The organism is Xanthocytophaga flava (assembly GCF_030068545.1).
Taxonomy (GTDB): domain Bacteria; phylum Bacteroidota; class Bacteroidia; order Cytophagales; family 172606-1; genus Xanthocytophaga; species Xanthocytophaga flava.
Genome location: NZ_JASJOR010000006.1, coordinates 35,469 through 50,730 on the forward strand (window position 1 = coordinate 35,469; position 15,262 = coordinate 50,730).

10 protein-coding genes are annotated in these 15,262 nt (G+C 37.6%); 6 read left to right on the forward strand and 4 right to left on the reverse strand.

Annotated features, from left to right (window positions below; all coding sequences use genetic code 11):
- Positions 1-277 precede the first annotated feature (277 nt).
- Both QNI15_RS10810 and QNI15_RS10815 read left to right on the forward strand, forming a co-directional pair.
- On the forward strand, positions 278-3,025 hold the full coding sequence (locus tag QNI15_RS10810; RefSeq protein WP_314031740.1) for a non-ribosomal peptide synthetase: 2,748 nt from the start codon (positions 278-280) through the stop codon (positions 3,023-3,025).
- A gap of 246 nt (positions 3,026-3,271) precedes the next feature.
- Complete coding sequence (locus tag QNI15_RS10815; protein ID WP_314031742.1) at positions 3,272-4,060, forward strand: DUF4476 domain-containing protein; 789 nt, start codon at positions 3,272-3,274, stop codon at positions 4,058-4,060.
- Between the two features lie 70 nt (positions 4,061-4,130).
- On the opposite strand, the gene QNI15_RS10820 is transcribed toward QNI15_RS10815, so the two are convergent.
- The 4 genes from QNI15_RS10820 to QNI15_RS10835 form a co-directional block, all read right to left on the reverse strand.
- Entirely contained in the window at positions 4,131-5,417 is a 1,287-nt protein-coding gene (locus QNI15_RS10820) for an amidohydrolase family protein (RefSeq protein WP_314031743.1), read from the reverse strand.
- A 75-nt stretch (positions 5,418-5,492) separates the two neighbouring features.
- Positions 5,493-6,008: an O-acetyl-ADP-ribose deacetylase gene (locus QNI15_RS10825; RefSeq protein ID WP_313995240.1), complete on the reverse strand. Its 516-nt coding sequence runs from the start codon at positions 6,006-6,008 to the stop codon at positions 5,493-5,495.
- A 26-nt stretch (positions 6,009-6,034) separates the two neighbouring features.
- The gene (locus tag QNI15_RS10830; RefSeq protein WP_313995244.1) at positions 6,035-6,853 is read right to left on the reverse strand and encodes a sterol desaturase family protein; all 819 of its coding nucleotides are present in this window, start codon (positions 6,851-6,853) and stop codon (positions 6,035-6,037) included.
- Positions 6,854-6,999: 146 nt separating this feature from the next.
- Complete coding sequence (locus QNI15_RS10835; protein WP_314031744.1) at positions 7,000-10,062, reverse strand: amidohydrolase family protein; 3,063 nt, start codon at positions 10,060-10,062, stop codon at positions 7,000-7,002.
- Between the two features lie 438 nt (positions 10,063-10,500).
- Between QNI15_RS10835 and QNI15_RS10840 the strand changes: the two genes are divergently transcribed.
- The 4 genes from QNI15_RS10840 to QNI15_RS10855 all read left to right on the forward strand — a co-directional run bounded on the left by QNI15_RS10840 (position 10,501) and on the right by QNI15_RS10855 (position 15,242).
- On the forward strand, positions 10,501-11,658 hold the full coding sequence (locus tag QNI15_RS10840) for a lycopene cyclase family protein (protein WP_314031745.1): 1,158 nt from the start codon (positions 10,501-10,503) through the stop codon (positions 11,656-11,658).
- A 202-nt stretch (positions 11,659-11,860) separates the two neighbouring features.
- Positions 11,861-13,117 carry a methionine adenosyltransferase gene (metK, locus tag QNI15_RS10845; protein ID WP_314031746.1) on the forward strand — a complete coding sequence of 419 codons (1,257 nt, stop codon included), beginning with the start codon at positions 11,861-11,863 and terminating at the stop codon, positions 13,115-13,117.
- Positions 13,118-13,485: 368 nt separating this feature from the next.
- Entirely contained in the window at positions 13,486-14,310 is an 825-nt protein-coding gene (locus QNI15_RS10850) for an FkbM family methyltransferase (protein WP_314031748.1), read from the forward strand.
- A 131-nt stretch (positions 14,311-14,441) separates the two neighbouring features.
- Positions 14,442-15,242, forward strand: a complete 801-nt coding sequence (locus QNI15_RS10855; protein WP_313995257.1) for a DUF5672 family protein — start codon at positions 14,442-14,444, stop codon at positions 15,240-15,242.
- Positions 15,243-15,262 lie beyond the last annotated feature (20 nt).

The following is a 15,262-nucleotide window of genomic DNA, read 5'->3' on the forward strand; positions in this document are numbered from 1 at the left end:
TAAACTAAAAGTGTTTACCTAAATGAAGCTCAGTATATTAATTAGTGGTGTTTATTGTACTTATGTTTCAAGCATTTAATAATAAATTAATATAAGATCTTGTTTTAACAGAAGTAATTTTAGTATGTTAAAAATGGAAGTTCACTAGAAAGTGAAAATGTATTATTTCCAACTATTGCTTACAACCTAGCCTCTCTTCAATAGACACATAGATTTACTCTTGATAAGTTACTGATTTGTGTAATCATACCCCGTCTAACGTTCTTAAACTTTGATTATGAAACCCGAAACTATTCCTACAGTATTATCTGTAGAAAATCTGCTAAAACATCAAGCGAATCATCAACCAACCAAAGTTTTTTTATTTGCACGTAATCGAGAGTCACTTACATATCAGCAAGCCTACCTCCATTCCAAAAAAGCAGCTGACGTTTTATATTCCTTAGGAATTCGTCACAATGATCGCATTGCCATGATTATGCCTACTACTCCCGAAACCAAAGTGGCATTTTTGGCATTAACGATGGTAGCAACTTGCGCTCCAATGAATCCAACTTACAGACATTCAGAGTTTGAGTTCTTTTTTACAGACCTTAATGTAAAGGCGTTATTTACCTATGAAGGCTTTGATACTATAGCCCGTCAGGTAGCACAGGAAAAAAATATCCCTGTTATTGAGATTAAAGCTAACCCAGATGCGCCTGCAGGTGCATTTGACTTCGTAAATATTGACTGGGTTACAGAAACAGCGCCTTATGCTGATCTAGAAGATGTAGCAATGGTGCTCCATACATCTGGCACTACTTCTCGCCCTAAAATTGTTCCTTTAACACACCGTAATATCTATCTGGCAGGGTGGAATACAACACAAACACTGGAGCTTACCGCAGAGGATAGGTCCTTGAACGTTTTACCATTATTTCACGTACATGGACTAATCGGGGTTTTGTTCACCACTTTGGTACATGGTGGTACCATTATCTGTACAAACGGATTTGAGGTTGATACATTCTTTGAATATCTGAGAGATACTTATCCAACTTGGTATACAGCAGGCCCAACTGTTCACCAAGCCATATTGGAAAGAGCAGGCCTCTATCCGGATATCATCAAAAATCATACATTAAAATTTATCAGATCAGCATCGGCAAGTTTAAGTCCAAGTGTTTTAAACGCGATAGAAAGTACCTTTAGAGTTCCGTTAGTGGAGTCTTATGGCTTATCAGAGGCATCACATATCCTTTCCAATCCTATGCCCCCACGAGCCCGTAAAACAGGATCCGTAGGAATTCCAGCGGGGACAGAAGTAGCTATTATGGATGAAAATGGAAATTTTCTAGCTGCTGGACAACCTGGAGAGATTGTGGCGAAAGGACTAAATGTGACCCAAGGCTATGCTGATAACCCTGAGGCAAATGCATCTGCATTTATTAATGGTTGGTTTAGAACTGGAGATCAGGGATATTTTGATGAAGATGGTTATTTCTTCATTACAGGCCGTATAAAAGAAATTATCAACAGAGCAGGCGAGAAAGTTTCACCTAGAGAACTGGATGATTTATTGATAACACATGGAAGTGTGGCAGAGGTAGCAGCATTTTCAATACCTCATGAATTATTGGGAGAGGATGTTGCTGTAGCTATTGTAAAAAGAGAGGGCAGTATACTAACAGCTATGGATGTAAAGGCATTTGTTGCACAGCACTTTGCTCACTATAAAGTGCCTGGACGGGTTATTTTTGTTGATCAGATACCTAAAGGTCCTACGGGCAAGGTTCAGAGACGCTTATTACCTTCACTACTGGGATTACTGGATGCTGATGGAAAAGTAATACCTCCAACAGCAGAAGAACTGACTACACATGAAGGTAATCATGTAGAACCCAAAACCTTTCTTGGGTATGTAATTCGGGAAATCTGGAAAAGTGTATTGAAGCTGGAGCACATTAGCATTCATGATAACTTCTTTATGATAGGAGGTAATTCCCTGCTGGCGGCTCGTGTCATTGGAGAAATTGAGCGTCAAACAGGTAATCGCCTGCCTACCTCCATCTTATTCTCTCATCCAACTATTGCAGATCTGAAGAAGCTCATTTTCAATCAGAGTTTAAGTGATGCGTGGAAATGTCTTGTACCTGTTCGAAAAGAAGGTTCCAAAGTTCCCATCTATTGTACACATCCCAATTCCGGAGGAATTGAATATGTATATCGTTTAGCAGAATATCTGGACCCTGATCAGCCAGTATATGGCTTGCAGGCAGTAGGGCTGGATGGAAAAACAGAGCCATTAAATTCAAATGAAGAAATGGCGGAATATTTTATTCAGCAGATATTAGAAGTACAACCCCAAGGACCATATAACCTTGCCGGATACTCTTCAGGAGGGTCTGTTGCTTATGCAATGGCTCAGATTCTAACCTCTCGTGGATATGAAGTAAATCAACTTTTTATGTTTGATACTTATCCGCCAGCCAGATTTCCGTTTAATTCACGTGTACAATTGCCTTATCTGGCAAAGAATGCCCTTTTGTTCCTTACTAATCCATTAGATAGGACATATTATAAGGATACAAACAAATGGAAGGTAATGCAGGAGGAAATAGGATCTTTTACACAGGAACTAAAAAAGAAGGTTGATTCAAAACTTAACAAACAACCAATTCCGGTAATGAAGGCCGAGCATATGAAATCTGACGAATTGAATGACAAATTGGTAGAAACAGAAGATAAGATACGTACAGCTTGTTATGTAGCACATTATAACTACCATATGCAACCATATAAAGGAGATCTGGTGCTAGTTCGTTCATTGAATAATGAAACCCGTCTTCTAAAAAATGTAAGCTTTGGCTGGAATAAACTGGTAAAAGGAAGACTCTCTGTACATGATGTTCCTGCAGATCACTTTGATATCTTTCTCCATGACCACACAACAAAGATGACAGCGGAGATTGTGCAGAGATATCTCAATGAAAGTATAAAAGACAAGGAGACGAGAAAAGAATATTCGAAACAAATGGCATAAAACTGCTATCAACCAGAGTGATTGGTTATAGGAAGGTCTGTCTTACAATAAGAGACAGGCCTTTTTTTATACAGGCACCTTTCTACAAATCAAGTTTCATATAAGGATTATATGTGACTATCTACAATTTTTGTAGAATCATCTATTTTAGTCACTTTATATGTACATGAGAGTCTCTATTCATAGAAATTGGCATATACTTTGATCCAGTCTCTGTAGTAATCTACTGCAAAAATCTGATAAACTATGAGACTCTTTATTAATACACTATGTATATTCTTCGTATCAGTTTATACGGCTTTTAGCCAGGCAAATGTAACCTTCGCTGCTCCTTCCGGCTATAAATTGAAAGTTGTTATAAATAACCAAACGCTGGAAGATGAACAATATATCCGCTTTGTAAACCTAAATGCTGAAACCTATACTGCTCGTATTACGGCAACTATAAATGGAGAAGTATACAATATGCAAAGCAACATCTCCTTACTCAACCAGAAAGAGACAAGTTACTTTATTATTGTTGTCAATAAAACGGCACAGATTCACTGGACCAATGAGACAGAAATCATAACGAACCAACCCATATCCCGCAACCAAACCTATACAGATGAAGAGTTGAGTTCACATAATCTGGAACGATATGGACATCAAAGGTATTCTCAGGAGCCGAGTTATAATCAACAACCTTCACAAAATGGTTATTCTCGTCCAGGAACTATTGTTTGTGATTGTAATAACCCTTTCCCAGTTTTATCTCAACAAGAAGCTAACCGTTTAAAGGCAACTGTGCAACAAACTTCTTTTGATGAAGACAAAATTGCCATTATACATACTGCCCTTATGCGATCCAATATTATGTCAGCAGATGTAAGGGATTTGATGCGGTTATTAAGCTTTGATCATAACCGATTAAAATTTGCCAAACGTGTATATGAACGTACCTGTGATAAGCAAAGCTACTACATAGTATCATCTGCATTTGATTTCTCTTCAAATGCCCGTGAGCTACAACGATACTTACAAATGTATCGATAGTGTACTATCCTATAAAACACAGAAAGCCTGTTTAGAAGCAGGCTTTCTGATGAATTATTTTTTGTATAGCTTATTTTCCGTATTTCTCACTGAAACGTTTATACAATCGTTTCTGTTTGTCATCGAGAACAATTTTCCGTCCTTGAATAAAAGCTTCTGTTACATTATTTGTACGCATATCCAGTAGATCACCAGTAGAAACAACGATATTAGCATCTTTTCCTGTTTCAAGAGTACCAGTACGTGTATCTATTCCCAGAATTTTAGCATTATTAAGTGTCACAATTTGCAGTGCTTCTTCTTTTGAAAGTCCATGACCGGCAGCCTGACCAGCAATAAAAGGTACATTCCGGTAGTTGTAAGGTGTTTCTTCGTAAGCCAGACCTACCAGGATACCTGCTTTGTGCAAGATAGCAGGTAATTTATAAGGCATATCTACATCCTCTTCTGTACGACCTGGCAAACGGTGAAGGGAATTTAACAATACAGGTACATTATTCTCTTTTAGAAAATCGATAATCAGGTATGCATCATCTCCTCCTACTATCACATATTTCTTCACATTGTGAGATTTTGCAAAGTTGACAGCCTCTACAATCTCTTTTGCATAATCAGTATGAATAAATAAGGTTTTTGTACCATCATACAACCCCTTCATAGCTTCCAGTTTTAGATTTACAGGACTTGGATTTTTAATCTGTGAGTAGCCATACGCATCTTTAAATGTACGATCTAACTCCCCCATAACTTCTCCACGTTTATCATTTTTTTTGACTGTGCCAGCTTCTAGCCTCCCTCCCATTGAAAACATGGCAGGCCAGGTCATCCAGATTCCATCATCTTTGCGATAAGCAGCGTCTTCCCAGTTCCATGCATCTAATTGCACAATAGAAGATGTACCCGAAATCACACCGCCTTCAGGAACTGTTTGAGCAATCAAAACACCATTATCACGTGTAACATAAATATGCTCTGAATCTGTATTATACGAAATCAAAGAACGTACATTTGGATTCAGCATTCCTGTTTCTACTTTGTCCTGAGTTGCTTTCACTGCACTAACTTCGTCAAGACCCAGATTGGTATTAGGTGCTATCACTCCTGGATAAATATGTTTACCTGCTGCATCTATCACTTCTGCACTTCCAGTACTTGTCTGTGCGTTACCAACTGCTGAAATTTTCCCATTCTCAAATACCACAACTCCATTCTCTACAACCTGACCATTGCCTATGTGTATGGTAGCACCTTTCAAAGCGATGGCTTTGGATTGCGGTTTCGCGATAATAGGGGGCTGTGCCTGAAGAGATGCAGCACACAGCAATCCAGAGCAAAGCAAAAGATAAATTTTCTTCATGATTGTATTGGTTTAAGTATGTTAGGTTAGGCAACTATGTTTAACAGTAGTTGATTGGTACTCTTTGATACAACTCTACTTTAACAATATCTTCTGATATATTTGATAATTTTCGTTGTCAAAACACACAAATAGCACTTGTTCCAAAGAACTTTCTTCTTCTCCAAACGCCTGTACGGCATGTATAGCTATTTCTGCCGCCTGTTGTTTGGGATAATGGTAGATTCCTGTACTGATGTTAGGAAATGCAATACTTTTTAGAGTAAGTTCATTGGCAATACGTAGTGAGTTCAGATAACAACTTTGTAATAACTGGCTTTCTTTATTACTTCCGCCATTCCATACAGGTCCTACTGTGTGAATGACATATTTTGCAGGAAGATTACCAGCTGTTGTGTATACTGCTTCTCCTGTAGCACATCCACCCTGACGATTCCGAATCTGAATACACTCCTCCAGAATAGCTTTACCTCCTTTTCTATGAATAGCACCATCTACTCCACCACCTCCTAACAATGAACTGTTGGCAGCATTTACAATGGCATCTACAGCTATTGTTGTAATATCGCCTTTGAGAAGTTCGATAGTCATATAAAATCTAGAGTTGTTTAATCTGATTACTTATCATGTCGCCAGCCAGGTCTGCCAAATATGTATTTTAACTTTTGCTTCCAGGAAATATCCTGTTGTAGATCTTTCAACATATGCTTCCATTCATAGGTCACTACCTCATACAGATTATCTGACTCCATTTTGGTAGTAATTCCATAAACGGGCTTTTCTTCTTCTTCTCTGAATGTCCCAAAAATCCTGTCCCAAATAATCAATACCATACCCATATTTTTGTCCAAGTATTTTTCATTAGAAGCATGATGCACCCGATGATGCGAAGGGGTAACCAATATGTATTCCAATATACCCAGTTTACCAACCATCTCCGTATGTACAAAGAATCCGTAGGTTTGGCTTACTGCATACATAAACAATATATCCAATGCCTCAAAACCTACCAGAGCCAATGGGATAAAGTAGAAAAAGCGATACAAAGGCTGGAATACAGAAGAACGAATAGCCACTGTCAGGTTAAACTGCTCTGAAGAATGATGGGTAATATGAATAGCCCAGAAAAACCGACAATAATGATCTACCACGTGCAAAGTATAATAAGCCAGATCTTCTGCCAGAAAAAGCAACACCCAATACTGCCAGGTCTTTTGCCAGTGAAAAGGAGAATAGACAGCCACAAACGTAAGCACTGCCAGTTGCACACCTCTCATCAATACATCAAAGCCAAAGTTCAATGATGTACAAGCAAGATTCACAATCGTGTCTTTGGTGCGGTAGGCCCGATAGCCCAGCCATGCACTAATGACTATTTCTAATACAATAAAGAATGCAAATAAGGGTACTGTGTACGATAATAATTTAACTTCCATATTGGGTATCTTTTAAAACGGTGGTGATTTTAAAACCCAAAAATATTCTAAAAAACGATCTTTAAATAGTTAATTTTCTGTAGAACTTACTTCTAAAAAAGCAAAACAGGCTAACGAATAAATTATTAGCCATTAGCCTGTTTCTATTATTCCGAAAAATTCACTTCCATAAATGTTTTTGCCTTTCCACAAGTACCTTCATTTCCAAATAAACTATCACAATGGTAGTGACGCATTACTTTTGGTGTTGGCATCTGGGCGCCTTGCGGATTACTTGCTTTAGCTGCTAGCATTTTGGTAGCAATACGTGCTCTGTCTTTTTGCAGTTCTTCACGCATTTTGATATCACGTTCCAGGTCATAATAAACTGTACCTTCAATAATGGTTTTTTCCGGACGGGAGTAAATAGACAATGGATGACCATTCCATAACACCAGATCAGCATCTTTACCAGCTTTAATACTTCCTATACGGTTTTCCAGATGCAGCATTCTGGCAGGATTCAATGTTACCATTTTCAAAGCATCCTCTTCTGTTGTACCACCATACTTTACAGTTTTAGCGGCTTCCTGATTCAATCGACGTGCCATCTCTGCATCATCAGAATTGATTCCTACATTCAAACCAACCTTATTCATCAATGTAGGACTATAAGCAATGGCATCCTGCACCTCCATCTTGTATGCCCACCAGTCGGCAAAAGTTGATGCATTAATATTGCGTGACTTCATCTTATCAGCAACTTTATATCCTTCTAAAATATGTGTAAATGTATTGATTTTGAATCCGAGAGAATCTGCTACATGCATTAGCATATTGATTTCTGACTGTACATAGCTGTGGCAGGTAATGAAGCGCTTCTGATTCAGGATTTCAGCTAATGCGTCCAATTCCAGATCACGTCGGACTGGTACAGCATTTGGATCTTTAGGATTATATTTCTTCAGAGCCTGATCATACTCTTTGGCACGTATAAAAGCATCCATCATCACTTGTTCAACTCCCATACGTGTTTGGGGGAAGCGAGTGGATGTCATAGAAGAAGACTGCTTCACATTTTCACCCAAGGCAAATTTGATAAATCCATCAGCATTCTTAATCTTCAGTTCTTCCGGACCTTCACCCCATTTAAGCTTAATCAAAGCAGACTGCCCTCCAATAGGGTTTGCAGAACCATGCAAAATCTGAGAAGTAGTAACACCACCCGCCAATTGGCGATAAATATTAATATCTTCAGAATCTACATTGTCACCAATACGCACTTCCGCTGTACTTGCCTGGAGTTCATTAACTGACTCTGTAGCAATGTGAGAGTGTTCATCAATGATCCCTGCCGTCAAATGTTTACCAGTACCATCGATAACCTTCACTCCGGCGGAAGATAAGTTTTTTCCAACCTGAGCTATCTTACCTCCTTTTATCAATACATCTGCATTTTCCAGTTTTCCTTCAGCTTCATTAGTCCATACCGTAGCATTTTTGATTAACATGTCCTCTGCCTTCAGCTTAGCTTCTACACCAAAAGCAATAAACGGATATACTACTTTTCCTAAATCAGCGACAGCACTCTTTGTGTCTGCCTTATTTTCTTTGGGTGCTTCAGGTTTTACGGCTCCACTGTAGGTTGCCACCCATTTTACAGCTTTACCATCTGTCAGCATCCCTTCGCCTTTCAGATTGTTTCCTGTAAGCCATCCGGTAAGGCGGATTTCTGCTTTATCTTTTTTATCCGCTTTGAAAGAAATTGAGATGAGAGAATTATTTAGTACAGCTTTTGCTACAGCTTTGCCAGTATCTGCTACCCCAATTTTTACTTCTGGTTTCTCTGGCATACCTGCAATAGTCATTTTATAATTCTGACCACCTACAGCCAGAGTGTACTCACCCCGAATATCAACATCTGGCATACCTGTAACTGTGTAACGATTTCCTGCTACATAGTTATCATAAATAACAGTAGTTTTGCCAAACAGATTATCCGAAGTAATCAGAAAGTTAGCTATCATTCCTTTTTTCAAAGAGCCAATCTGATTATCCATTTTCAGGAGTGTTGCAGGAGTAACCGTAAGAGCTTTCAATGCTATTTTTTCATCTAGTCCATATTCTATAGCTTTTCGAAGGTTAGCCCAGAAGTCGGCTTTATTTTTCAGGTCTGCAGCAGTAAGAGCAAAAGGGATACCTGCTTTTGCCAATGCTGCTGGATTGGAGGGTGCAAGTTCCCAGTGTTTCATATCTTCATAAGGTACCATTACCATATCCAGCGGATCTTCTACATCAAATGGCTTGGGAAAGTCCAGTGAGACAACCAAAGGAGCATTTGTTGCCTTTATCTCATCCAGACGGGCATATTCATCACCTTTTGTTTTAATAATGTATTGAATGCCAAATTCATCTCCAATCTTATCTGCTCTCAGAATATTCAGACGTGTATTAGCTTCAAAGAAAGCAGGTAAAGCCCGTTGTTGGTTAAAGGCGTCGAGAGACAAATTTCTTTCCACTTTATTGCCCCCCTTTTTATACCAGTCTGCATCCAGATATGTTTGACGTATCAAAGCAATAGACCCCATCAATGCAACCGGATAAATTTGTTTGGAAGAACCTTTGTCAAAAGAGAAATGGGTTGATGCATTTGATTTTAACAACACCTCATTTTCTTTTCCTGTACCCAGATGTACTACAGCACCTGTTCCTCTGAAAATGCCATCCGGATTGTGAATTAAAGCGGCGCCAAAGCCTAATTTCCTCAATTCTTCTGCCTTCTTTGCATCAATGGCAAATATGTCTGCAGCAGAATTTTCAGGTCGTATTGCTTCATTCCAGTTATAAGCTCCTTTTTTTCCAGAATCATATTGAGGAGGACGAAGATAAAATGCACCCCAGCTAAATCCCTCTTTTTTGACTTCAGGCATTCCATAATCGGAATAAATATCAACCAGACCAGGATAAATGTGTTTGCCCTTCAGATCTGTCACAACAGCACCAGTAGGGACTGTGATACCTGCACCCACTGACTCTACAACTCCATTTCGAATCACTAAAGTGGCATTGCTAATAACAGTTTGATAGTCTGTATGGATGGTTGCATTGGTAAAGGCATATAACTGAGGGCGTTCATCATATACTCCATTACGTGGAAAAGTGGTTGGCTGTGCCCATGCCCGAATACTGAAAATTCCGGCAGCGACCAGTACCAGTAGAGTTTTCTTCATGGTTTATGGTTTTGTTGAATAATAAAAGGTTAGGATTTGGGTAAAATTAAGAAATACGCATCTTTCTCCAAAGAAAGAGTTGTATTTACAGAAGAACAACGAATAAAACACACGTCGACTGGATTTACACAAACATATAAACTTGAATATAGTATTGGAGTAAATAGAGGAAGAGAGGTAACATACTTCTATGGATGTAAAACATACCTGGCCTGACATTAAAAATCGTCTCAGATAAGAGTATAAGTATATTCATAGTTAAAGCTATAATAACTGTGCATTAAACCTGATCACTATATAGTTCACCTTATCATACCTATTTAATTTATCCTGATAATTCTTCAATAGAAAGTCATCGTCAAAACCTTTAGTGGGTAAAGCAGTTTAAAACAGATAGCTTTGATTCTTAAATAAATTTCATTCGCGAAAATTGGCACTATGAACTCAGATACACACTTTGACTATATTATTGCAGGCGGCGGTATGGCAGGACTTAGCCTGGCTTATTATCTAAGCCAATCAAATGTGTTAAAAAATAAGAAGATTTTGATTTTGGATAAGGAGCAGAGGATGCACAATGACAGGACCTGGTGTTTCTGGGAAAGAGGAGAAAAAAATCCATTTGAAAAGATAGTTTATAGAAAATGGCAGCAGCTGGATTTTTTTGGTGATGATTTTTCCAAACGTTATCAACTGCATGATTATTTCTACAAAATGATCAGGGGCATTGACTTTTATCATTATATATGGGATCAATTAACAAATCATCGATACATTACTTTCAAGCAACAAGATATACTTACTATAAAGACTACAGATAAAGGAGCAATTGTACAAACACCAGAAACTTCTTTTACGGCAACTTACGTTTTTGATAGTATTTTTCAACCTGACTTCACAAAGCCAGGTAGTCATTTTCTCCTGCAGCATTTCAAAGGATGGGTTATTACTACACCCACTCCTTACTTTAATGAATCCTGTGCTACCTTACATGATTTTCGTATTAACCAACATGGGGATGCAGCCCGTTTCTTTTATATACTACCTTTTAGCACAACAAAAGCATTAATAGAGTTTACAATTTTCTCTCCTCAGACATTAATAGACGAACAATATATTATTGAATTGAAAAAATATATAAAAGAAACCTTACACATTGATACATATAAAGTAGAAGAGGAAGAATTTGGAATAATTCCTATGAGTGATAGTAAAGTCGCAACTCAAGTAAACAATACTATTGTCAGAATTGGTACTTCGGGAGGATATGTGCGTCCGGCGACAGGTTACACATTTGCCCGTACACAAAGATACTTGCAAACTATAGTTCGAAATCTGGAAACAGGCGGAGAAACAATAACCAAATCAACAAATATGCATAGTCGCTTCCAGTTATATGATAGTATTCTATTGAATGTCCTCACAAAAAAGCGGTATTCTGGAGCAAAATTCTTTACCCAGTTATACCAGCATAATCCTATTGAAAGGATCTTTGACTTCCTTGATGAACAATCAAAATTTACGGAAGAACTCAGGCTTATGTCAACTGTTCCTGTTTCAACTTTTACCAAAGCGGCTATTGATGTTTTATTTTAACTACCTAACATATATGCTCTTTTATTTTTCCCAAAAATACTCTTAGATTTGTAAGAATTTAATAACACATATACCTCCTAAGTAGCAATTGTATCCTTGCTTCAAATTATTTTTGTACAATTAATAAGGTAAGCCTGTTCTTATATTCATTTTAACTTGATTTTGTAATTCTTTCATTCTTAAATTCTTTTATTAATCACCTATGCCGTATCTATTCACTTCCGAGTCGGTTTCTGAAGGACATCCAGATAAAGTTGCCGACCAGATATCTGACGCACTTATTGATCATTTTTTAGCTTTTGATGAGACATCCAAAGTTGCCTGTGAAACATTGGTAACAACTGGACAAGTAGTACTGGCAGGGGAAGTAAAATCAAAAACATATCTGGACGTACAAACTATTGCCAGAGAGGTAATCCGTCGTATTGGATATACCAAGAGTGAATATATGTTTGAAGCAAACTCTTGTGGTATATTCTCTGCCATTCATGAACAGTCTCCAGATATCAATCAAGGTGTTGAAAGAAAAAATCCTGAAGATCAAGGTGCCGGTGATCAGGGTATGATGTTTGGTTATGCAACAAAAGAGACAGAAAACTATATGCCTCTTGCATTAGACCTAGCTCACAAGATCCTTCAGGAAATGAGTTATATCCGTAACAATGAACTTTCTCTGATGCCTTATCTGCGTCCGGATGCAAAGTCTCAGGTAACAATTGAATATTCTGACGATAATCAACCTCAACGTATTGATACAATTGTTGTTTCTACTCAACACGATGACTTTGGTTCAGATGACGAAATGCTTAAGAAGATTCGTCAGGATGTAGTTAATATTGTTATTCCTCGTGTGAAGGCGAAATTAAAGCCAGAACTTCAGAAACTATTTACTAATGAGATTACATACCATATCAACCCTACTGGTAAGTTTGTGATTGGAGGACCTCATGGTGATACAGGTTTAACAGGTCGTAAGATTATTGTTGATACCTATGGTGGAAAAGGTGCTCATGGTGGTGGTGCATTCTCAGGAAAAGATCCGTCCAAAGTAGATCGTAGTGCTGCCTATGCCACTCGTCACATTGCTAAAAACCTTGTGGCTGCCGGTTTGTGTGATGAAGTACTGGTGCAGGTATCGTATGCAATTGGTGTTGCAAAACCTTGTGGTTTGTATATTAACACCTATGGAACGGCCAAAGTAGGTTTAACAGATGGAGAAATTGCTAAAAAAGTAGAAGAGATTTTTGATCTGCGCCCTTATGCAATAGAAACCCGTCTCAAACTACGTAATCCTATCTATTCTGAAACAGCAGCTTACGGACACATGGGACGCGAGCCTAAGAAAGTAACTAAAGTATTTGTTTCTCCTGAAGGTAAAAAACTAGAAAAAGAAGTTGAATTATTTACATGGGAAAAACTAGATTATGTAGATAATGTAAAAACAGCTTTTAACATTTAAGACAAAATCTATCATTCTTTTACTAAAGCTTCTGACAATCCTGTCAGAAGCTTTATTTTTTTCGGTCAATTCAACACTCTGGCAACAGTTAGTTGAAGAATAGAAACTCTACTTTCTGCTACGAAAATTCCCAAAATAGTACTTACAAAGAAGCTAACCTTTTTGATGTATACATTTTGCTATAAAGAATGTTTACATAAACTCCTTTCTATTATTAAAGGAACATAAACTCCTGTTCCATCATAAAAGTATTTTATCTCTTAAAGGTCTCTGATTTAAATTTAAAGTTTGCATAAAAGAATAGTGCATAATGATAGCTATGTAGTTTCATTCACTTTTAATTTTTCAACCTAAACTTTGCAAATAATATGAAACAAGCCTTGAGTAACTTAATTGGAACGGATATGAAAGAAAGTGTAAAAAGGGCACTTTTCCGTTACAAAAATCGCAATTTTACCCCTTATATTGTCGAAAGAACTTTATACGGAACTCGTTTTAAATTCTATGTAGGTAATAAAGATGGAGAATCCTGGTATATTGACTCTAACCCATCCAGTGATCCCAATCAACAAGATTGGAACTGGCCTGAGATGGAGTTTGTGAAAAATAACATTTGTAAAGAAAATGATGTGGTACTTGAATGTGGCGGGCATCATGGACTTACAGCTGTTTTGCTATCTAAATGGATTGGACAAAATGGAAGGCTATTGACTTTCGAGCCTAATCCAGACAATGTGGGTATCCTTCATAAGAATTTAGAAATCAATTCAGCAAAAAACGTACAGGTCATCGCCAAAGCAGTAGGAGCGGCTCCTGGAAAAATTATGATTTCCCATTCCAGTTCAAACTCCTATATACTTAAAGGTAGTGAACACAATGGAATCAATGTAGATGTGGTAACAGCAGACTCTTATCTGGCTCTAAAGCCAACCGTATTGAAAATAGATGTAGAAGGTTTTGAAGTAGAAGTTTTAAAAGGAGCACAGGGATTACTCAAAACATTACCTAAACTGGTTATTGAAGTACATACTGATATGATTCAAAGATATGGTAGTAGCATCCAGGAATTACTCTCATATATTGATCCAAGCTATAAGCTATGGGTGCAATGGGAAATAGATAAAGAACCTGTACCTTATGATCGGGCTACACCTATAAACCATCGGGTACATCTTTTCGCAGTGGCTGCATAAATTAAATATTTCTGTTGCTTGGCAAATTAATCTCAAATAATTAAAATTAAGAGAAATAAGAAGATGAACTATATAGCCAGTTCTTGTTTCTCTTAATTGTTTTCATAACTACCCTACAATCTCCTGAATACATGAAAATGCAGAAATTAGTGGCAGTCGTAATACCTATATATGAGTTACAACCTAATGCCGATGAAACTCAGGTATTAAGCTATTACTTCCGATTGTTTGAGTCATATCCTATTATATTTATGACACAGGAGGGCTTAGATACAAACTTCTATGAACAAATTGGAAAAGAGCAGGGCCATTCTAATTTCTCTTTTGAACGATTTACCTGGAAAGGTTATCAACAGTACATACGTTTATTGGTGTCACCTCATTATTATGAACGATTTTTAGATTACGAATATATCTTATTGGCGCATCTGGACTCTTTTGCATTTAAGGCAGACTTGGAACATTGGTGTAAGCTAGACTATGATTATATAGGCGCAGTAATTTACAACAAGTCTTTCGTTGAAGAGTATATTCAATCTTCTTCTCTTTTGAGGTTATTACGGAAATCCGGGCTGATTCCACGCTTCCCTGCACAAAATGGAGGGTTCTCTTTGCGAAAGGTATCTTCTTTCTATAAAAATAGTCGCAGATTTTCGTATATTATTAAAAACACTTCTATTGTTTATACTGAAGATTTATTCTGGAGTCTACGGCTACCTCAAATGAATCCATTTTTTAAAGTAGCTCCAGAAAGGGTTGCTCATAAGTTTGCCATTGAATTGCCAAGTGAAAAAGCTCCTGACTTTGAACCATTTGTAAACGACTTAAGCGAATTACCGATGGGATGTCATGGATGGAAAGTATATGGATATTCTTTCTGGAAAGCCCATTTGGAACGTGTAATGCAGACCAAACTCTCGGAAATCGCATAAATATGATGCATTGAAGGTGA